The organism is Nonomuraea jabiensis (assembly GCF_014204795.1).
Classification (GTDB): Bacteria; Actinomycetota; Actinomycetes; order Streptosporangiales; family Streptosporangiaceae; genus Nonomuraea; species Nonomuraea jabiensis.
Genome location: NZ_JACHMB010000001.1, coordinates 2,743,116 through 2,762,768, shown reverse-complemented (window position 1 = coordinate 2,762,768; position 19,653 = coordinate 2,743,116). Strand labels below are relative to the sequence as shown.

Sequence of the window (19,653 nt, the reverse complement as noted above, 5' to 3'; positions counted from 1 at the left end):
GTCAACATGTGTGGGGGAGCGCCTAGGCTTGGCCCATGACTAGCGTGCCCATCAGCGTGCCGGGAGGTGCGGATCGGTGCCTCGTCATGGGTGTGGTCAATGTGACCCCCGATTCGTTCTCCGACGGCGGCTTGTGGTTCGACGAGAAAGCCGCCATCCAGCATGGCCTTGAGCTGGTCCAGGAGGGGGCCGACCTGGTCGACGTGGGCGGCGAGTCCACCCGCCCGGGCGCGGCCAGGGTGTCCCTGGAGGAGGAGCTGGCCAGGGTCGTCCCCGTGATCAGGGCACTCCACGCCGAGGGAGTGGCGGTCAGCGTCGACACGATGCGGGCCGAGGTGGCCAAGGCCGCGGTCGAGGCGGGGGCGCGGCTGGTCAACGACGTGAGCGGTGGTCTCGCCGACCCGGAGATGCCGCGGGTGGTGGCCGCGACCGGCGTCCCGTACGTGGTGATGCACTGGCGCGGCCACAGCCATGACATGGACAGCCGCGCGGTCTACGCCGACGTGGTCACCGAAGTGCGCGAAGAGCTCGCCAAGCGGGTCGATCTGGTCCTGGCCGAAGGGGTCACGGAGCAGCAGATCGTGCTCGACCCCGGCCTGGGCTTCGCCAAGAACGCCGAGCACAACTGGACGCTGCTGGCCGGGATCCCCCAGCTGGCCGAGCTGGGCTACCCACTGCTCATCGGAGCGTCGCGCAAGCGCTTCCTCGGACGGCTGCTGGCGGGTCCTGACGGCGCACCCCGGCCGTTCAGCCGCAGCGACGACGCGACGCTGGCCGTGACCGCGCTGGCCGCCCAGGCGGGCGCCTGGTGCGTACGCGTCCACGAGGTGGGCCCCAACGCCGATGCCGTACGCGTGGCAGCCGCATGGAAGAGAGCCGGAGCCAACACATGAGCGTCGACACCGTCGCGATCGAGACGATCAACCAGGAGTTCTACGCCGCGATCGAGAACGCGGATCTCGACAAGATGACCGAGATCTGGGCCGAGGACACCGCCGACGACCAGGTGAGCTGCGTGCACCCCGGCTGGACCCTGCTCAGCGGCCGGTCCGAGGTGCTGCGGTCGTGGGCCCTGATCATGGCCAACACCACCTACATCCAGTTCGTGCTGACCGACGTCGACACGACCGTGCTGGGCGATGTGGCCGTGCTCACCTGCGTCGAGAACATCCTCACCGCCGGCGAGGAGGGCGAGTCCAGCTTCGCCGCGGGCAAGGTGGTGGCCAGCAACGTCTACATCCGCACCCCGCTGGGCTGGCGCCTGTGGATGCACCACGGTTCGCCCGTGCTCCAGGGAGATGACGACGAGGAGGAGGAAGGCGAGCTTGAGCCCTGATCGCATCGCTCTCAAGGGCCTGCGGGCCAGGGGGAGGCACGGCGTGCTCCCTGCCGAGCGGGAGCTCGGGCAGGAGTTCGTCGTGGACGCGACGCTGTTCCTCGACACCGCGCCGGCCGCGGCCGGCGACGACCTCACCAAGACCGTCCATTACGGGGAACTGGCCGAGGCGCTGGTCGAGGTCGTGGAGGGCGAGCCGGTCGCGTTGATAGAGACGCTCGCGCAGCGGCTGGCCGACGTGTGCCTGGCCAGTGAGCTGGTACGTAAGGTCGAAGTGAGCGTGCACAAACCGGCGGCGCCCATCCCGCTGCCGTTCGACGACGTGGTCGTGACCATAGAGCGGAGCCGCGTATGAAAGTCGTCCTCGCTCTCGGCAGCAATCTGGGGCCCCGGTTCCAGACTCTGCAAGGCGCCGTGGACACCCTGTTCGACGCCCCGGGGTTGGAGTTCGTCCAGGCGTCGCCGGTCTACGAGACCGACCCTGTGGGCGGTCCGGCGGGACAGAAGCCGTATCTCAACGCGATCGTGATCGCGGAGACCACCCTGCAGCCGCGCACGCTCCTGGAGCGGGCACAGAGCGTGGAGAACGCCTTCGGGCGGGTCCGCGCCGAGCGCTGGGGGCCGCGTACGCTCGACATCGACCTGATCGTGGTGGGCGACACGGTCTGCGAGGAGCCGGAGCTGACGCTGCCACATCCGCTCGCGCACGAGCGCGCGTTCGTGCTGGTGCCGTGGTCGAAGGCCGACCCCGACGCGGTGGTGCCCGGGCGCGGCCGGGTGGCGGAGCTGCTGGCGGGCATCGACCAGCAGGGGGTACGCCTGCGCGACGACCTGAAACTGCAGAGGCCCGATTGAAGCCGACCCATCCGGGACTTCTGGTCGGCATCATCGCCGTTGTCGCGCTGATCACGTGGGCGGCGGTCACGCCCGTCTACTCGGACCTCCCCCTGATGCCGTGGACGGCGATCCCGACCGTGCTGCTGCTGGCCATCGGCGAGGGTTACAGCGCCTGGGTGACCAAGGCCAGGATCGCCAGGAAACCGGGCACCAAACCGGTGGAGCCGCTGTCGGTGGCCCGGCTGGCCGCGCTGGCCAAGGCGTCGGCGTACGCGGGGGCGGTGTTCGGCGGGCTGTTCGCCGGGTTCGGGCTCTACACGGTGCAGATCCTGGACCGGGAGACGCCGCGCTCGGAGTTCTTCGTCGCGGCGGGGTCGTTCGTGTCCTGCGTGGCGCTGATCTGCGCCGCCCTCTACCTGGAGCACGCCTGCCGGATCCCCAAGGACCAGGACGAACACAAACCCGACTAACGCCGGCCGAACAAGTAGATGACCGGGGCGGTGCAGATCAGCGGGCCGAGGATGGCGATCGGGCGTTCCAGCCACCATTTCAGGTCCGGCGGGATCTTGGTGCCCAGGGAGCCGAAGAGCCACCACGACAGTCCCAGCGCGATGGCCATCCCGGTCGTGTGGAAGAGGAAGAGCGGCAGCGAGTAGCGGTTGATGAACGCGTTCACCCGGCGCCAGCCCGGACGCTCCAGCACGCGCTCCATCGCCGGCCGCAGCACCTCCACCAGCCCGACCTGGAACAGCAGCAGGGCGACGATCACGAACGTGGGCGGCGCCATGTTCGACCACTTGTCGCCCGGCACGCCCACCATCGAGCCCGGGTAGATGCCCGAGTAGACCAGGCCGAACAGGGCGAACAGCCCCGTCCAGAGCACCGCGATGTCATAGCGCCTGGGCAGGATGACGATCCGGTCGTAGAAGAACCCGGCCTGGTGGGCGAGCCCCCAGACGATGATCATGTTGAGCCAGCCGACCCAGTCGACCCCGTACCGGAAGCGCACCACGTCCACCACCAGCGACGCGCCGCCGAGCCAGATCAGCGCCAGCACGTCGTAGCGGCGGTGCAGCCAGAGCGCCACGGGCAGCAGCGCGATCAGCACGAGGTAGACGCCGAGGAACCACAGCGGGCTGAGCACCAGCAGCACCACCCGCCACATCCAGTCCACTCCGAACGTGTACGTCACGACCGCCCCGATGGCGATCCACACGCCGGACAGGAACAGGGCGGGTAAGGCCAGCGCGCGGATGCGCCGCCAGACGAACGAGCCGATGCCGACGCCGCGTGCCTTGGCCCGCTCCCAGGACAGCAGGTGCACGTGGCCGCCGACGTAGAAGAACAGCGGCAGCACCTGCAGCAGCCAGGTCAGGATCCACAGCCCCGAGGTGAAGCCCAGCGGGCTGGTGGGCTCGGGGCCGCTCGGCTTCCACTCCAGGATGGTGAACGCCCAGTGCCAGACCACCACGACGCACAGGCTCAGGGCGCGGAGCCAGTCGACGTACTTGTCGCGCTCGACTTTCACTTGTCGATGTCACCCACGACGAAGAACATCGAGCCGAGGATGGCCACCATGTCGGCGACCAGGTGGCCGGGCAGCATCTCCCGCAGCACCTGGATGTTGCTGTAGGAGGCCGAGCGCAGCTTGAGCCGCCACGGTGTCTTGTCGCCCTTGGAGACCAGGTAGTAGCCGTTGATGCCGAGGGGGTTCTCGGTCCACGCGTACGTGTGGCCCTCCGGCACCTTGAGCACCTTCGGCAGGCGCTGGTTGATCGGCCCCGGTGGCAGCGAGCGCAGCCGCGAGACGCAGGCGTCGGCCAGGTCGAGCGAGACCTTGAGCTGGTCGAACAGCACCTCGAACCGGGAGTGGCAGTCGCCGGCCTGCCGCGTGACGACCTTCACGGGCAGCTCGGGATAGGCGAGGTACGGATCGTCGCGGCGCAGGTCGAAGTCCACGCCGGAGGCCCTGGCGATGGGGCCGCTGACGCCGTACTGCGTGATCTGCTCGGGGGAGAGCACGCCGACGCCCTTGGTGCGGGCGATGAAGATCTCGTTGTGCAGGATGAGGTTCTCGATGTCGGGCACCCGGCGGCGGGTCTCCGCGACGGCCTCCGACACCCGGTCGAGCCAGCCGAGCGGCAGGTCCTCCTTGAGGCCTCCGACCCGGTTGAACATGTAGTGCATGCGGCCGCCGGAGATCTCCTCCATGACCGCCTGGATGCGCTCGCGCTCGTTGAACGAGTAGAACAGCGGCGTGATCGCGCCGAGCTCCAGCGGATAGGAGCCGAGGAACATCAGGTGGTTGAGCACCCGGTTGAGCTCGGCCAGCAGCGTACGCGCCCACACGGCCCGGACCGGGGGCTCCATGCCGAGCAGGCGTTCGGCGGCGAGGACCACGCCCAGCTCGTTCGCGAACCCCGACAGCCAGTCGTGCCTGTTGGCCAGCATGATGATCTGACGGTAGTCGCGGACCTCGAACAGCTTCTCCGCGCCCCTGTGCATGTAGCCGATGATCGGCTCGGCGGCGGTGATGCGTTCGCCGTCGAGCGTCAGCCTGAGCCGGAGCACCCCGTGCGTCGAGGGATGCTGCGGGCCGATGTTGAGGATCATGTCCTCGGTGGCCAGCTCTTTCGCACCCGCGCCGATCCCGACCACACGTTCCGTCATATGGCAATGCTGCCACCGCCCCGGTTGATGATCCAGGGCGGGGCCAGGTCAAGGAATGGTACGGAAACGCATCCCTAACTCGGACACGGGGAGGAATACCAGGAACGGGGGGAGATAACACCATGAAGAGAGTTGTGTTTGATGTCGCGGCGCTGATCGCACGGGTGGTGACCGGAGTGATCCTCGTGGCGCACGGCTCGCAGAAGTGGCAGGGCGGACTTGCGGCCACGGGGCAGGCGTTCAAGGGGATGGGGATCCCGATGCCGGAGCTCGCCGCCGCGTTCGCGACCGTCGTCGAGACCGCCGGCGGCATTTTCCTGATCCTGGGCCTGCTGGTGCGCCTCGTGGGGCTGCTGTTGCTGATCAACATGCTGGGCGCCATCACGTACGTGCACGCGGGGCACGGGGTACTCTCCAGCGCCGGCGGCTGGGAGCTGGCCGGCGCGCTCGGGGCACTGGCCCTGCTGTTCCTGGCGCTCGGTGGCGGCCGGATCGGGATCGACGGGATCTTCGCGGCGATGTTCCGGCGGCGTTCGGAACGCCGGGCCGCCGAGGCGGAACGCGCCTCGCAGCCACAGCGTCCCGAGCCGTCGAACGTCACGACGACCACCCGCCCCGCGACGCCCGCCGAGGCGCCTCGGGTGCCCAGGCAGCCGAGCGAGCACCGGGCGGGCGGGATCAACGACGAGGACATGAGGGACATCGACGCCCTGGTCTCCGACGAGCCGCCGCCGCACCGCAAGCCGCCGAACCGCTCCGACGCCCTCTAGCCGGCGCAGGTCAGCGGCGGTTGACGAGGTCCCGCACGGCCTCGACCAGCCGGTCCACGTGCTCCTGCGTGCTGCCGATGCCGATGGAGGCCCGCACCGCGGAGGCGGTCCCGTCCTCACATCCGCCGGCGTGCTTATGGTCGCGCCCGCTTCGGCCTCCGCTGGCTTCGCTCTCTCCGGCCGAGCTCCTGCGCTCCGGCTCACCCAGCAGGTGCCGGACGAACGGGTGGGCGCAGAACTTGCCGTCGCGCACCCCGATGCCGTACTCGCTGGACAGCGCCTCGGCCACCTCGCGGGCCGAGTAGCCGTCCACGGTGAACGACACGATGCCGACGCGCGGGTGGTCGTCCCCCCACAGCGACAGCTCCCGTACGCCCTCGATCGAGGCCAGCCCCGACCGCAGGCGCGCGATCAGCCGCTCCTCCTCGCGCACCAGCGCGGTCCAGCCGGTGGCCGTGAGCGCGTCGCAGGCGGCGGCCAGGGCGATGGCGCCCAGCACGTTCGGGGTGCCCGCTTCGTGCCGCGGCTCCGGGTCGTCGTGCCACTCGATGTCGTCGCCCACGGAGCGCACCGCGCCGCCGCCCTTGAGGTACGGCTCGCCGTCCGCGAGCCAGTCCCGCCGCCCGACCAGCGCCCCCGCGCCGAACGGCGCGTACAGCTTGTGCCCGGAGAAGGCCACGTAGTCCAGGTCGAGCGCGGTCAGGTTGAGCCGCCGGTGCGGTACGAGCTGGGCGGCGTCCACCAGGATGCGGGCGCCGTGCCGGTGCGCGATGTGGGCCAGGGCGGCGATGGGCCACAGCTCGCCGGTGACGTTGGAGGCGGCGGTGACCACGAGCAGCTTGGGGCCGTCGATGCCGGCCAGGGCCGCGTCGGCGGCGCGGACGGCCTCGCCGGGGAAGGCGGGCGGCGCCAGCCGTACGGACTTCTCCCAGGGGAGGAGAGAGGCGTGGTGCTCGGTGTCGAACACCACGGTGGTGGTGCCTTCGGGCAGGCAGCGGGCCAGGAGGTTGGTGGCGTCGGTGGTGTTGCGGGTGAAGATCACGGCGTCGTCCGGGCGGGCCCCGACGAACGCGCGGACCGTGTGGCGGGCCTGCTCGTAGCGGGCGGTGGTGAGCTGCGAGGCGTAGCCCGCGCCCCGGTGGACGCTGGAGTAGGCCGGGAGCGCGGCGGTGACGGCGGCGCTGACCGGCTCCAGACAGGGGGCGCTGGCAGCGTAGTCGAGGTTGGCGTAGCCGACGAGCCTGCCGCCCTTGACCGGTACCTCGAGATCGGCCCCGAGCACGGCCGGGATCGGCCTGCCCGTGGCGGCCGGAGCCGACTCGGCGGCGGTACGGGCGGGGACGGAGCTGAAGATCGTCAACGTGGACACGGCACATCTCCCTCAAGGGTCATCGGACCCCTGGAAGCAGCCACGGAGCCCGCGCTTGCCCGCCACACCTCGTGGCGGACCAGGTCTTCACCCGGGGCACCCCGCCGCGGACGCGAGGGTTGCCGGCCAGCTAGCCGGGGCTTGTCGCTGGCACTCATGACCTACGGCGGAGACTATAACCCAATCCCCACCATCGATCGCAAGTCGGGTGAACTTCTTCGCCGCCTGGCTCGTTGCTACCGGAAACCCCGCTCATGTGTCATGGAGGTGCGTAAATGTTGGACTGGGTGACCGATCCGCAAATATGGATCGGTTTCTTCACCCTCGTCGCCCTGGAGATCGTGCTGGGGATCGACAACATCATCTTCATCTCCATCCTGGCCGGGAAACTACCTCCCGAACAACGGGACAGAGCCCGGGTGCTGGGGTTGGGAGCGGCCCTGATCACCCGGCTGCTCCTGCTGCTGGCCCTGTCGTGGGTGGTGCAGCTCACCGAGCCGCTGTTCGCCGTCTTCGGTCACGAAATATCAGGACGTGACCTGATCCTGCTGCTCGGCGGCCTGTTCCTGCTGGGCAAGAGCGTCACCGAGATCGGCCACAGCATGGACGGCCCCGTGGGCAAGGACGGCAAGAAGGCCGCGGCGGCCTCCTTCACCGCGGTGATCATCCAGATCATGGTGCTGGACATCGTGTTCTCGCTCGACTCCGTCATCACCGCCGTCGGCATGGTCGACGAGCTCGGCGTGATGATCGCGGCGGTCGTGGTGGCGGTGCTGGTCATGCTGTTCGCCTCGGGGCCGATCAGCAGGTTCGTGGACCGGCACCCGAGCATCAAGATGCTGGCGCTGGCGTTCCTGGTGCTGATCGGCGTGGTGCTCATCGCCGAGGGCTTCGGCCAGCACATCCCCAAGGGCTACATCTACTTCGCGATGGCGTTCTCGCTCGTCGTCGAGCTGCTGAACATCCGGGCGCGGAGCAAGCGGACGGTGTCGCAGGAGAACCCCGCTCCTTAAGATGAAATAGTGCGATTTGACCCTTGGGATCCGGATTTCGTGGCTCACCCGTACCAGGTGTACGACGAGCTGCGGCGCGAGGCGCCGGTCAGCTACTTCGAGCCGACGAACCAGTGGCTGATCTCACGTCATGCCGACGTGAACGCCCTGCTCAGGGACCGCCGCCTGGGGCGGTCTTACCTCCACGTGGCCACCCACGAGGAGTTCGGCAGGCCGCCGGAGCCGGAGTTCCAGGAGCCGTTCTGGCGGGTGATCAGGGCGGGCATGCTCGACGTGGAGCCGCCGGTGCACACCAGGCTGCGCCGGCTGGTCTCCAGGGCGTTCACGCCGCGCATGGTCGAGTCGCTGCGTCCCCGGGTGCGCGCCATCGCCGGGAGCCTGGTGGACGCCTTCGTGGAGAAGGGCGGCGGCGACCTGCTCGCCGAGGTCGCCGAGCCGCTCCCGGTGACGGTGATCGCGGAGATGCTCGGCATCCCCCACGCCGACCGCCACCTGCTGCGCCCCTGGTCGGCGGAGATCTGCGGCATGTACGAGCTCAACCCGAGCCTCGAAGCCCAGCACACGGCGGTACGGGCGGCGTCGGAGTTCGCCGACTACCTCAAGACCCTGGCCGCGCAGCGCCGCCGGGCTCCCGGCGACGACCTGATCAGCGCGCTGGCGCAGATCGACGAGCTGACCGAGGACGAGCTGGTCGGCACATGCGTGCTGCTGCTCAACGCCGGTCACGAGGCCACCGTGAACGTGACGGGCAACGGCTGGTGGGCCCTGTTCCGCAACCCCTCCGAACTGGCACGGCTGCGCGAGGACCGCTCGCTGCTGCCCACGGCCGTCGAGGAGGTGATGCGCTGGGACACGCCGCTGCAGATGTTCGAGCGCTGGGTGCTGGAGGACATCGAGGTCCACGGGGTGGAGATACCGCGCGGGTCGGAGGTGGCGCTGCTGTTCGGCTCGGCCAACCGCGACCCGGCGGTCTTCGAGGACCCGGACCGGCTCGACGTGGGGCGGGCCGACAATCCGCACATCTCGTTCGGGGCCGGGATCCACTTCTGCCTGGGCGCGCCGCTGGCCCGCATCGAGCTCATGGAGTCGTACGGCGCCCTCCTGGACCGGGCGGCCAAGCTGGAGCTGCGGGAGGAGCCGAGCTGGAAGCCCGGCTACGTCATCAGGGGGCTGCGGTCGCTGGAGGTCACCGCCGCTGGCTGAGCCAGCCGAACCCGCCCAGCCCCGCCGGATCGATCAGCTCACCCTCCTCCGACGCCCTGGCCAGCGCCCGGATGTAAGCCCGCGGCTCGGTGCGGGCCAGTTCGAGCGGGGGCCTGGTGCCGGTGATCCCCAGAGCCCTCAGCGCGTCGCGCTGTGTGGACAAGCCTGTGGATATCGCGCCGGCCCGGCGCCCGGCCTCGGCGCACGCGTCAAGCGCGACATGAGCGGTGATATCGCAGGTCCCATCGGGGATCGGGGCAACGACCGCGCCGTCGCGGTAACCGGTCAACGTGCCACAGAGCGGCCGGTTATCCACAGGGTGTGCATAATCCACGGCAATCGCTCGGCCTCTTGTGAGGCTTCTCAGGACGGAGGCCCACGCCTCGTCGCGGGGGCGGCCGATCTCCGCCCGCGAGCCCGCCCGGGTCAGCGGCCACCACCGGTCGAGCCAGGCGCAGTCCTCAGGTTGCGGCGGCCCGCCGAGGCGCTCCTCGCCGGTGTGGACGTTCACCATGATGAGGCGCGGCCCGGCGGCGGTCTGCTCCGCCACGTCGAGCGGCACGTTGTCGAGCCACTCGTTGGCGATGGCCATGCCCGTGATGCCGGTGGGCACGCTCCGCCGCCAGGCGATCCGCTCCGGCAGGCCCTCGGGCCGGGGGGAGAGGTCGACGGCGGTGACGCGCAGCCGGTCGCGCAGCGCGGGCTCGGCGGCCTCCAGCACCTGGGCGACCAGCGTGCCCTCGCCCGCGCCGATGTCGACCAGGTCGAGCACGGCAGGACCGCCGAGCTCGGCGTCCACCTCCGACAGCAGCGCCAGCACCGCGTCGGCGAACGCCGGGGAGGCGCTGACCGAGGTCCGGAAGTGGCCTGAAGGGCGTTCGCGGAGGTAGAAGCCCTCCTCGCCATACAGCGCACGCTCCATTGCGGCGCGCCAGGTGAGCCACATGTCAGGACTATCTCATGACTTTCATGTGACACGCATCGTCATCATTTGGCTACTCATAGTCGCCGACTTGCGGTACGTTTACCTAATGTCATCGAGCGTTCGCGTTGCGTCACCCCCATTTGGCGCGATCGACCGCTCCCGAGCAAGCACCAGCGGCCCAGGGCCGCCAAACTGAGAGGAGCCCTCGTGCTGAAGAAGGTCATGGTCGTCACAGGAGCCGTCGCCATGCTGTCGCTCGCGGCCCCGGCGCACGCCGACACGACCAGCGGCAACGGCAGTGTGCTCGGCGGCAACCAGCTGCACCTTCCGATCGCGATCCCGGTCAACGTCTGTGGCAACGCCGTGGCCGTCATCGGCGCCGCGTTCGCCGGCTGCAAGGGCGGCGCCTACGCCAACGTGCCGAGCCACCACTGACAGAAGAAAGAGCCCGGGCCGGCACTCGTCCGGCCCGGGCTCCGACTCCGGCTGGCCGGTCGGCGAGCGGCCGGCCGGTCGCACCTCCAAGAGGTCACATCCTGCGGGCGTCGGGTCCTGGATGAGGGGACTCGGCGCCCGCTGCCATGCGATGGAACCCCTCTCCTCATCTCTTCCGACAGGGGGTGCACGTTTTGTATGCCCTTGTCGCATTTGTCGTTAACTCAACGGGCGGCAAAACCGCGGTCACGGAGGAGCCCCCGGGCGAGTCGCGGGACAGGCCCTACGGTCCGCAGCCCTGAGAGGCCGTTACGCTGGTCGGCAGTGCCACAACAGAAGCCTGCTCGTCGGACCGGAGTCCTGCTCGTCGTGCCTGGTTGAGGCCAGGACGGGAGTCCGCCCGGCAGGCTTCTCATCAGCAGGTCGACAGGGGTGTGACGTCATGGAGGCAGGGGATCGCCCGGCACGGCTGACTGTCGGCGTACTCGGGGCGGGCAAGGTCGGCTCGGCCCTCGGTGCCGCGCTGGCTCAGGCGGGCCACCGGATCGCGGCCGCGAGCGGCGTTTCGGACAATTCACAGCGATGGGCGGCCGACCGGCTCGGCGTCAAGCCGTCCAGGCCCGACGAGGTGGTCGCGGCGGCCCAGCTCATCCTGCTCACCGTGCCCGACGACGCGCTGCCCGACCTCGTCAACGGGCTGGCCACGACGGGGGCCGACCTCCACGGCAAGCTGCTGGTGCACACCAGCGGGGCGTACGGGCTGTCCGTGCTGGAGCCGGCGGCCAAGGCCGGCGCGCTGCCGCTCGCGCTGCACCCGGTGATGACCTTCACGGGCAGGGACGACGACCTCAACAAGCTCACCGGCATCTCGTACGGCGTGACCGCCCCCGACGTGCTGCGGCCGATCGCCGAGGCCCTGGTGATCGAGATGGGCGGCGAGCCGGTCTGGATCGCCGACGCCGACCGCGCGCTCTACCACGCGGCGCTGGCCGGGGCCGCCAACCACATGGTCACCCTCATCGCCGAGTCGCAGGAGCTGCTGGGGCGCATCGGCGTCGAGCACCCGGGACGGATGCTGGGCCCGCTGCTCGGGGCCGCGCTCGACAACGTGCTGCGGCTGGGCATCGCGGGGCTGACCGGCCCGGTCGTCCGCGGCGACGCCGGCACCGTGCGCAAGCACGTGGACGCGCTGATCCTGGCGGCGCCCGAGGCGGCGGACGCCTACATCGCGCTGGCCCGCCTCACGGCCGACCGTGCGCTGGCCGCGGGGTTGCTCAAACCGGAGGAGGCCGAAAGGCTCCTCGACGCGCTGGGGGGCAATATATGGACCTGAGATGCGATTAAGGGGCCTTTTATGGAGCTGATCGTTGCCAAAGGTCGGGAAGACCTGGTCAAGGCGCGCCGGGGTGGCGCGGTGGCCCTGGTGCCGACCATGGGCGCGCTGCACGAGGGGCACAGGTCGCTGATCAGGCAGGCCCGCGTCCGCGCCGATCAGGTCGTGGTCAGCATCTTCGTCAATCCCCTGCAATTCGGTCCAAGCGAGGATTTTTCACGCTATCCCCGTACATTCGACGCCGACCTGGACGTGTGCCGGGCCGAGGGCGTGGACGTCGTCTTCCACCCGGACGCCGAGGAGATGTACGCGGCCGACCGCCAGGTGAGCGTCTCCGCGGGCCACATGGGCTCGATCGTCGAGGGCGCCTTCCGGCCCGGCCACTTCGACGGCGTGCTGACGGTCGTGCTCAAGCTGTTCAACCTGGTCCAGCCCGACCTGGCGGTCTTCGGGCAGAAGGACGCCCAGCAGCTCGCCCTCATCCGCCGCATGGTCGCCGACCTCGACCTGCCCATCGAGATCCTTGGCGCGCCGACCGTACGCGAGCCCGACGGCCTGGCCCTGTCGAGCCGCAACCGCTACCTGTCCGACGACGACCGCCAGGTGGCGCTGGCGCTCTCCCGCGCGCTGCGGGCGGGCGCGGCCGAGCTCACCCCGGCCCGGGTCCGCGCGGTGGCCCAGGAGGTGCTCGACGCGGCCGGGCCCCGGCTCGCGACCGACTATCTGGCGCTGGTCGACCCGGCGACGTTCGCCGAGGTGGACGAGTCGTACGCGGGGATGGCCGTGCTCGCGGTCGCCGCCACGGTGGGCACCACCCGGTTGATCGACAACGTCACTCTCACCCTGAATCCCTCCTGAGCCGGATCGCCCCGAAGCGGAGGCCCGCTGACTCCTCACTCCGCACGAGGCGTTATCGTCATATTGACGAAATCCCTCAGTGAGGAGGCCCCCTGATGAGTGCACCGGCGATTCCCCTGCGGTTGACCGCGCCGGCGCCCGGCTGGACCGTCGAGGCGGACGTGGTCGTCATCGGCTCCGGCGTCGCGGGCCTGACCGTGGCGCTGCGCCACGCGGAGCTGGAGCCGTCCGCAAAGGTGCTGGTCGTCACCAAGGACGTGCTGTCGGCGGGCTCCACCCGATGGGCCCAGGGCGGCATCGCGGCCGTGCTCGACCCCCGCGACACCCCCGACGAGCACCTGAACGACACGCTGATCGCCGGGGTCGGGCTGTGCGACGTGCGGGCCGTGCGCGCGCTCGTCACGGAGGGACCCGGCGCCGTGCGGCGGCTCATCGCCCGCGGCGCCCGTTTCGACCGCACCCCCGACGGTGAGCTCCAGCTCACCAGGGAAGGCGGGCACCGGCGGCACCGGATCGTGCACGCGGGCGGCGACGCCACGGGCGCCGAGGTGCAGCGGGCGCTCGTCGAGGCCGTGCGCGCCGCGGAGATCGAGGTGATCGAGCACGCGCTGGTGCTCGACCTGCTCAAGGACGCGAAGGGCCGGGCCAGGGGAGTGACGCTGCACGTCATGGGCGAGGGCGCCCGCGACGGGGTGGGCGCGGTGCGCGCCAGGGCGGTGGTGCTGGCCACCGGCGGCATGGGCCAGGTCTACTCGGCCACCACCAACCCCGCCGTCTCCACCGGTGACGGGGTCGCGCTCGCGCTGCGGGCCGGGGCCGTGGTGCGCGACATCGAGTTCGTCCAGTTCCACCCGACCGTGCTGTGGCTCGGCGAGGGCTCGACGGGCCAGCAGCCGCTGATCTCGGAGGCGGTCAGGGGCGAGGGGGCGTACCTGGTCGACCACGAGGGCGTCAGGTTCATGCAGGGCGCGCACGAGCTGGCCGACCTGGCGCCGCGCGACATCGTGGCCAAGGCGATCATGCGCAGGATGCAGGAGACGGGCCGCGACCACATGTACCTCGACGGCCGCCACTTCGGCCGGGAGAAGTGGGAGACCCGCTTCCCCACGATCTACGCCGTCTGCCGCGAGCACGGCATCGACCCGGCCACCGAGCCGATCCCCGTGGCCCCGGCCGCCCATTACGCGAGCGGCGGCGTCATGACGGACCTGCGCGGCCGTACCTCGATCGAGGGCCTGTACGCGTGCGGCGAGGTGGCCTGCAGCGGCGTGCACGGCGCCAACCGGCTGGCCTCCAACTCCCTGCTCGAAGGGCTCGTCTTCGCCGAGCGCATCGCCGAGGACATCCACGAGGCACGCCCCGCGCCGGGCGAGCCGGTCGCGGGCGGCGCCGCCTCCGGGCTGGTGGACCCGAGGGTCAGGCCCAGGATCCAGTCGCACATGAGCCTCGGGGCGAGCGTGCTGCGCAGCCGCGAGTCGCTGCTGGCCACGGCCAGGGCGCTGCGCGACGCCCGCTGGACGCCGGTCGAGGTGCCCGCCTGCACCGAGTCCTGGGAGGCCACCAACCTGCTCACCGTCGCCACCGTGCTGACCGGGGCGGCGGCGGCCAGGCTCGAGACCCGCGGCTCGCACTGGCGCGAGGACTACGACACCCGTGACGACAACGAATGGCTGGGCCACCTGGACGTGACCCTGACCGAGGAGGGCCCCCGCATGACGTACACGCCCCATGGCGACGCGATGCCGCCGCGCCTGGCGCAGGAGCTCACCGCCGCCGGGCTGGACCCGGCCGAGGTGGACGCGCTGATCGACCGGGCGCTGGCCGAGGACCTGCAGGAGGCCGGCGACGTGACGAGCCTGGCCACGATCCCGGCCGAGCAGCGCTCGGTGGCCGACGTGGTGGCTCGCAAGGACGGCGTCGTGGCCGGGCTGGCGGTCGCGGAGGCGGTGTTCGTCCGGCTGGGCGCCGGCCGTACCGAGAGAAGGGCCAAGGACGGCGAGCGGGTGCGGGCCGGAGACGTGCTGATGACGGTCGAGGGGCCGGTACGGGCCCTGCTGACGGCCGAGCGCACCGCGCTCAACCTGCTCACGCACCTGTCCGGGGTGGCCACGCTGACCGGCAGGTGGGTGGAGGCGATCAGCGGCACGGCGGCGCGCGTGCGGGACAGCCGCAAGACGCTGCCGGGGCTGCGGGCGCTGGAGAAGTACGCGGTGCGCTGCGGCGGCGGCGTGAACCACCGGATGTCGCTGTCGGACGCCGCGCTGATCAAGGACAACCACGTCGTGGCGGCCGGTGGGGTGGCCGAGGCGTTCAGGGCGGTCAGGGAGCGCTACCCCGACCTGCCGATCGAGGTGGAGATCGACCGGCTCGACCAACTGGAGGCCGTGCTGGACGAGGGAGCCGAGGAGATCCTGCTGGACAACTTCACGATCGAGGACACGGACCGTGCCGTACATGTCGTGAAAAATCGGGCAGGAAAGAGGGTTGCGCTCGAGGCCAGCGGGGGATTGACCTTGGAATCGGCTCGTCGCGTGGCCGAAACTGGCGTTGACTATCTGGCGGTGGGAGCGCTGACGCACTCTGCTCCGGCTCTGGACATCGCATTGGATCTGCGGGGGTAATTGATGCTGCTCACGATCGACGTCGGCAACACGCACACGGTGCTCGGGCTGTTCGAGGGCGAGGACGTCATCGAGCATTGGCGGCTGGCCACCGACGCCCGCCGCACCGCCGACGAGATCGCGGTCGTCCTCCAAGGGTTGCTGGCGCAGTCGCCGCTGGTCAAGGGGGCCGACATTGACGGCATCGCCATCTGTTCGACCGTTCCAAGTGTGCTCAACGAGATGCGTGAGATGTGCCGCCGTTACTACGGCGACGTGACGGCGGTGATCGTGGAGCCGGGCATCCGCACCGGGGTGCCCGTACGCATGGACAACCCCAAGGAGGTCGGCAGCGACCGCATCGTGAACGCGCTGGCGGCCATCGACCAGTACGGCGGCCCCTGTGTCATCGTCGACTTCGGCACCGCGACCTCGTTCGACGCGGTGTCGGCCAAGGGCGAGTACGTCGGCGCGGTGACCGCTCCCGGCATCGAGATCTCGGTCGACGCCTTGGCCGCCGCCGGGGCCCAGCTGCACAAGGTGGAGCTGGTCAGGCCGCGCTCGGTGATCGCCAAGAACACCGTGGAGGCCCTGCAGGCCGGCATCATCTACGGCTTCGCGGGCCAGGTGGACGGGATCGTGGAGCGGATGGCGGCCGAGCTGGCCGACGACCCCGACGAGGTGACGGTGGTGGCCACGGGCGGGCACGCGGCACTGGTGGTGGGCGAGTCGCGCTCCATCGACGTGCACGAGCCGTGGCTGACGCTCATCGGCCTGCGCCTGATCTACAAGCGGAACACAGCCTGAGCTCCGACCGCAAAAAGCGGCCTCCCACTCGGGTGGGAGGCCGCTCGCACGTCCGGGGACGGCTCGTCACTCGCTCTCGGCGGTGTAGATGTACTCCCAGCGGCCGCACTTCGTGGGGTAGTTGCTGTACTGGCCGATCTGGCAGACCTTCACCCGCACGCTGAAGACGTCGTTCTCCGAGAAGGTGAACTTCTTGTAGCCGGGGAAGCCGCAGTACTTCTTGGAGTAGACCGGCGACCAGTCGTGGTCGAAGTCGCTGGCCTCGAACTTCACGAATGCGCACTTGCCGCCCTCGTCCTCGTCGCGGTTGTCCAGGTCGTAGAGCCGGCCCTTGACGGTGACCTCGTTCGACTCGCCGTCCTCGTCCCAGCTGACGCCGATCCAGCCCTGCGACTTGGCCTGGCTGTTCTTGGCGTAGACGGGGCCCCAGTAGTCGGAGTAGTCGTCGTCGTGGCTCGGGGCGGCGGCCGTGGCGGCGTTGGCGGCGGCAGGCAGCGACAGGGCCAGCGCGCTGGTGGCGGCGACGGCGAGGAAACCTGTCGCGATCTTCTTCAACATCTTCTCTCCTTGAGCTCCCCCTGGGACCGGCTCCCTACCGGTTCCCCCCTGAGCTCGTGAGACATTGATAGAAGAGGGCTCTTGCAGCGGCCCTTCAGCGTGCCGACGAACCCTTGCAGGTCGCCATATCCCCTACCCTTTGTTCTTGTGAGCGACGAACTTCCCGAGCAGATGCGCATCCGGAGGGAGAAGCTCGACCGCCTTCGCAGCGAGGGCGTCGACCCTTACCCGGTGAATTTCCCCCGTACGGCCACCAACGCCGAGGTCCGGGAGAAATACCAGGGCCTGGAGCCCGACACCGCCACCGGCGACACGGTCGCGGTCGCGGGGCGCGTCATGCTCAACCGCGTGGGCGGCAAGCTCTGCTTCGCCACGCTCCGCGACGGCGGCGCCGACCTGCAGGTCATGATCTCGCTCGACAAGGTGGGCGAGGACTCGCTGGCCGCCTGGAAGCGCGACGTCGACCTGGGCGACCACGTGGGCGTGACCGGCGAGGTCATCACCTCGCGGCGCGGCGAGCTGTCCATCCTCGCCGACAGCTGGCAGATCACCGCCAAGTGCCTGCGCCCGCTGCCGGAGAAGCACGTCGGGCTCACCGACCCGGAGGCGCGCGTCCGCCAGCGCTACGTCGACCTCATCGTCAACGACGAGTCGCGGAAGATGGCCCGCCTGCGCAGCGCCACGGTGCGCGCGGTGCGCGACTTCTGGCACGAGGAGGGCTACCTCGAGGTCGAGACGCCCATGCTGCAGCCCATCCACGGCGGCGCGGCGGCCCGGCCCTTCAAGACCCACATCAACGCCTACGACATGGAGCTCTACCTTCGCATCGCGATCGAGCTCTACCTCAAGCGGCTCGTGGTCGGGGGCATCGAGAAGGTCTTCGAGATCAACCGCAACTTCCGCAACGAGGGCGCCGACTCCACGCACAACCCCGAGTTCACGATGCTCGAGGCCTACGGCACCTACCTCGACTACAACGACATGGCCGACCTGACCCAGCGGATGTACCAGAAGGCCGTGGTGGCCGCCCTGGACACCACGGTGGTCGTCCACGACGGGGTGGAGGTCGACCTCGGGATCGCCCGGTGGCCGCGCATCACCCTGTACGGCGCGGTGTCGGAGGCCGTGGGCGAGGAGATCACCACCGCTACCGGCCTGGAGGAGCTGCGCAAGATCGCCGATCGGCGCGAGATCCACTGGGACCCCAAGTGGGGCCCGGGCAAGCTGGTGCAGGAGCTCTTCGAGGCCCTGGTGGAGCACACGCTCGTCCAGCCCACGTTCGTCATGGACTACCCGCTGGAGACCTCGCCGCTGACCCGCCAGCACCGGGACAACCCGCTGCTGACCGAGAAGTGGGACCTGATCGGCTTCGGCACGGAGCTGGGCACCGCCTACTCCGAGCTGATCGACCCGATCGAGCAGCGCCGCCGCCTGGTGGAGCAGTCCCTCCTGGCCGCCGGCGGCGACCTTGAGGCGATGCAGCTCGACGAGGACTTCCTGCAGGCCCTCGAGTACGCGATGCCGCCCACGGGGGGCATGGGAGCGGGCATCGACCGGATGATCATGGCCTTCACCGGCAAGAACATCCGCGAGACCATCCTGTTCCCGCTGGTCAAGCCCACCCACTGACCCGCGTCTTGGAGCGCCCGCCCCGGGCGCTCTACTCTCTTCTGGTAACCAGCAGGCGGGAAGGGGCGTGCGGGTGGCCACGAAGACGGCGGCGGAGCGGCGGGACGAGGCCAGGCGGGTCTTCGACGCGTACTTCGCCGAGTGCCCCTCCAGGAAGCTGCTCGACACCCTCAGCGACAAGTGGGTCACCCTCCTGCTCACCGCGCTGTCGCAGGGCCCGCGCCGCTACAGCGACCTGTCCAGGCGCGTCGCGGGCGTCAGCCAGAAGATGCTCACGCAGACGCTGCGGGGCCTGGAGCGCGACGGCCTGGTCTCGCGCACGCTCACCCCTTCTGTGCCGGTACGGGTGGACTACGCGCTCACCCCGCTGGGCGAGAGCCTGATGCCGTTGGTGGCCGCGATCAAGAGCTGGGCCGAGGCGCACATGGAGGACGTCGAAGCCGCCAGGGACCGCTACGACGCCGCCAACGCCTGAGCGATCATCGCCGTCGCGAATCCGGCTTCCGGTCCGCCCGGTTTCCGACCCCAGCGCGCTTGTCAGCATGGGGTCAAGGTCGCCGAGGGGCGGGCCCGGGCCCGCCCGCAGCGCTCCGGCCGCCCCTGTGTCCACCTCGCCACGCGCCGCTCACGCGCACCAGCAAACGAGGCCGCCCGGCATGCTCGCGGCCCTCCACCCGGCCGGAATCCAGGGTGGCGATTCCCCCGGTGGATTGATCACATCGCCTTGGTCAACCACCTGACCTGGGTGGTCGGATCCTATGGTGACGCCGTACAAAGCGAGCGATTGGTGGCTGACCCCGTGGTGCAAAGATCACGCCATAGATGTATCGATCATGGGGAATATCCATACCGCGCTGATCGAAAAGGGGAGTGCTGGTCAGGGCTATTCCGGAAGCCCCAATGTGATCACGCTACGTTCTGACATATCGCGAGTGCGTCATATATAGCGGATCATGTCAATAGCGCTCGTCAAGTGCGGCGATTGTCATGCTTGACGACCTTTCCAGGATGCGTTTACCGTCTGCGAGGAGCCGGCTTTGGCCCCTCTGTGAGGTCCACGTTCTGCTGTTGGGGGGAGGGCTCCCGATGGATGTGCTCACTGAAGGCGTTGAGCTCAGCCATGCTGAGTTGGCGCTGCTGGCGGAGTTGGCCAAGGGAGTCACGGTCGATCGGGTAGGGCGGCGGCTGGATATCAGCGGGCGCACGGTACGCCGAAGATTGCGCGGCATCTGCGACCGCATCGGCGTGGCCACGGCGATCGAGGCCGTGGCCTGGGCAGCCCGCCGCCAGCTGATCTAGCCGGGGCGGAC

General features: G+C 69.9%; 21 protein-coding genes and 1 riboswitch. Of the genes, 16 read left to right on the top strand and 5 right to left on the bottom strand.

Going from position 1 to position 19,653, the window contains the following annotated elements; all coding sequences use genetic code 11:
* Nucleotides 1-35 precede the first annotated feature (35 nt).
* The 5 genes from folP to HD596_RS12035 are packed head-to-tail and all read left to right on the top strand — an operon-like array spanning nucleotide 36 to nucleotide 2,643.
* Nucleotides 36-893 carry a dihydropteroate synthase gene (gene folP, locus HD596_RS12055; RefSeq protein WP_446685860.1) on the top strand — a complete coding sequence of 286 codons (858 nt, stop codon included), beginning with the start codon at nucleotides 36-38 and terminating at the stop codon, nucleotides 891-893.
* Complete coding sequence (locus HD596_RS12050) at nucleotides 890-1,336, top strand: nuclear transport factor 2 family protein (RefSeq protein ID WP_185069342.1); 447 nt, start codon at nucleotides 890-892, stop codon at nucleotides 1,334-1,336. The genes folP and HD596_RS12050 overlap by 4 nt, the downstream gene beginning before the upstream one ends.
* Nucleotides 1,326-1,691, top strand: coding sequence for a dihydroneopterin aldolase (folB, locus tag HD596_RS12045; RefSeq protein WP_376775837.1), 366 nt, complete (start codon nucleotides 1,326-1,328; stop codon nucleotides 1,689-1,691). Before HD596_RS12050 ends, folB begins: the two co-directional genes overlap by 11 nt.
* Complete coding sequence (gene folK / locus HD596_RS12040) at nucleotides 1,688-2,191, top strand: 2-amino-4-hydroxy-6-hydroxymethyldihydropteridine diphosphokinase (RefSeq protein WP_185069340.1); 504 nt, start codon at nucleotides 1,688-1,690, stop codon at nucleotides 2,189-2,191. Before folB ends, folK begins: the two co-directional genes overlap by 4 nt.
* Complete coding sequence (locus tag HD596_RS12035; RefSeq protein WP_185069339.1) at nucleotides 2,188-2,643, top strand: DUF3180 domain-containing protein; 456 nt, start codon at nucleotides 2,188-2,190, stop codon at nucleotides 2,641-2,643. Before folK ends, HD596_RS12035 begins: the two co-directional genes overlap by 4 nt.
* On the opposite strand, the gene HD596_RS12030 is transcribed toward HD596_RS12035, so the two are convergent.
* Nucleotides 2,640-3,701, bottom strand: coding sequence for an acyltransferase family protein (locus tag HD596_RS12030; protein WP_185069338.1), 1,062 nt, complete (start codon nucleotides 3,699-3,701; stop codon nucleotides 2,640-2,642). The genes HD596_RS12035 and HD596_RS12030 overlap by 4 nt on opposite strands.
* Entirely contained in the window at nucleotides 3,698-4,843 is a 1,146-nt protein-coding gene (locus HD596_RS12025) for an NADH-quinone oxidoreductase subunit D (protein WP_185069337.1), read from the bottom strand. Before HD596_RS12025 ends, HD596_RS12030 begins: the two co-directional genes overlap by 4 nt.
* A 122-nt stretch (nucleotides 4,844-4,965) precedes the next feature.
* On the opposite strand from HD596_RS12025, the gene HD596_RS12020 reads away from it, so the two are divergent.
* The gene (locus HD596_RS12020; RefSeq protein ID WP_185069336.1) at nucleotides 4,966-5,613 is read left to right on the top strand and encodes a DoxX family protein; all 648 of its coding nucleotides are present in this window, start codon (nucleotides 4,966-4,968) and stop codon (nucleotides 5,611-5,613) included.
* 10 nt (nucleotides 5,614-5,623) lie between these two features.
* Here the strand turns inward: HD596_RS12020 and HD596_RS12015 are convergent, their stop codons facing one another.
* Nucleotides 5,624-6,982: an aminotransferase class V-fold PLP-dependent enzyme gene (locus tag HD596_RS12015; RefSeq protein WP_313043707.1), complete on the bottom strand. Its 1,359-nt coding sequence runs from the start codon at nucleotides 6,980-6,982 to the stop codon at nucleotides 5,624-5,626.
* A gap of 46 nt (nucleotides 6,983-7,028) precedes the next feature.
* A riboswitch (SAM riboswitch) is annotated at nucleotides 7,029-7,144 on the bottom strand.
* A gap of 113 nt (nucleotides 7,145-7,257) precedes the next feature.
* Here HD596_RS12015 and HD596_RS12010 point away from each other — a divergent pair.
* On the top strand, nucleotides 7,258-7,995 hold the full coding sequence (locus HD596_RS12010) for a TerC family protein (protein ID WP_185069335.1): 738 nt from the start codon (nucleotides 7,258-7,260) through the stop codon (nucleotides 7,993-7,995).
* Between the two features lie 9 nt (nucleotides 7,996-8,004).
* Nucleotides 8,005-9,198 (top strand): cytochrome P450, encoded by a 1,194-nt coding sequence (locus tag HD596_RS12005; RefSeq protein WP_185069334.1) that lies wholly within the window; start codon nucleotides 8,005-8,007, stop codon nucleotides 9,196-9,198.
* Here HD596_RS12005 and HD596_RS12000 read toward each other — a convergent pair.
* The gene (locus HD596_RS12000) at nucleotides 9,182-10,144 is read right to left on the bottom strand and encodes an SAM-dependent methyltransferase (RefSeq protein WP_185069333.1); all 963 of its coding nucleotides are present in this window, start codon (nucleotides 10,142-10,144) and stop codon (nucleotides 9,182-9,184) included. The two genes, HD596_RS12005 and HD596_RS12000, sit on opposite strands and share 17 nt — an antisense overlap.
* Nucleotides 10,145-10,330: 186 nt before the next feature.
* Here HD596_RS12000 and HD596_RS11995 point away from each other — a divergent pair, with 186 nt between their 5' ends.
* From HD596_RS11995 to HD596_RS11975, 5 genes are all read left to right on the top strand, one after another.
* Nucleotides 10,331-10,558, top strand: a complete 228-nt coding sequence (locus tag HD596_RS11995) for a chaplin family protein (RefSeq protein WP_313043703.1) — start codon at nucleotides 10,331-10,333, stop codon at nucleotides 10,556-10,558.
* Between the two features lie 442 nt (nucleotides 10,559-11,000).
* Nucleotides 11,001-11,891, top strand: a complete 891-nt coding sequence (locus HD596_RS11990) for a Rossmann-like and DUF2520 domain-containing protein (RefSeq protein ID WP_185069332.1) — start codon at nucleotides 11,001-11,003, stop codon at nucleotides 11,889-11,891.
* Between the two features lie 21 nt (nucleotides 11,892-11,912).
* Nucleotides 11,913-12,749 carry a pantoate--beta-alanine ligase gene (panC, locus tag HD596_RS11985; RefSeq protein WP_185069331.1) on the top strand — a complete coding sequence of 279 codons (837 nt, stop codon included), beginning with the start codon at nucleotides 11,913-11,915 and terminating at the stop codon, nucleotides 12,747-12,749.
* A gap of 95 nt (nucleotides 12,750-12,844) precedes the next feature.
* Nucleotides 12,845-15,370: an L-aspartate oxidase gene (locus tag HD596_RS11980; RefSeq protein ID WP_185069330.1), complete on the top strand. Its 2,526-nt coding sequence runs from the start codon at nucleotides 12,845-12,847 to the stop codon at nucleotides 15,368-15,370.
* Between the two features lie 3 nt (nucleotides 15,371-15,373).
* The gene (locus HD596_RS11975; RefSeq protein WP_185069329.1) at nucleotides 15,374-16,156 is read left to right on the top strand and encodes a type III pantothenate kinase; all 783 of its coding nucleotides are present in this window, start codon (nucleotides 15,374-15,376) and stop codon (nucleotides 16,154-16,156) included.
* Nucleotides 16,157-16,222: 66 nt separating this feature from the next.
* Here HD596_RS11975 and HD596_RS11970 read toward each other — a convergent pair whose 3' ends face one another.
* A complete protein-coding gene (locus HD596_RS11970; RefSeq protein ID WP_185069328.1) occupies nucleotides 16,223-16,714 on the bottom strand; it encodes a hypothetical protein in 492 nt (163 codons plus the stop codon).
* A 147-nt stretch (nucleotides 16,715-16,861) separates the two neighbouring features.
* Between HD596_RS11970 and lysX the strand changes: the two genes are divergently transcribed.
* From lysX to HD596_RS11955, 3 genes are all read left to right on the top strand, one after another.
* The gene (lysX, locus tag HD596_RS11965; RefSeq protein ID WP_185069327.1) at nucleotides 16,862-18,343 is read left to right on the top strand and encodes a bifunctional lysylphosphatidylglycerol synthetase/lysine--tRNA ligase LysX; all 1,482 of its coding nucleotides are present in this window, start codon (nucleotides 16,862-16,864) and stop codon (nucleotides 18,341-18,343) included.
* Between the two features lie 73 nt (nucleotides 18,344-18,416).
* Nucleotides 18,417-18,818: a winged helix-turn-helix transcriptional regulator gene (locus HD596_RS11960; protein WP_185069326.1), complete on the top strand. Its 402-nt coding sequence runs from the start codon at nucleotides 18,417-18,419 to the stop codon at nucleotides 18,816-18,818.
* A 611-nt stretch (nucleotides 18,819-19,429) separates the two neighbouring features.
* Nucleotides 19,430-19,642 (top strand): LuxR C-terminal-related transcriptional regulator, encoded by a 213-nt coding sequence (locus tag HD596_RS11955; protein ID WP_185069325.1) that lies wholly within the window; start codon nucleotides 19,430-19,432, stop codon nucleotides 19,640-19,642.
* Nucleotides 19,643-19,653 lie beyond the last annotated feature (11 nt).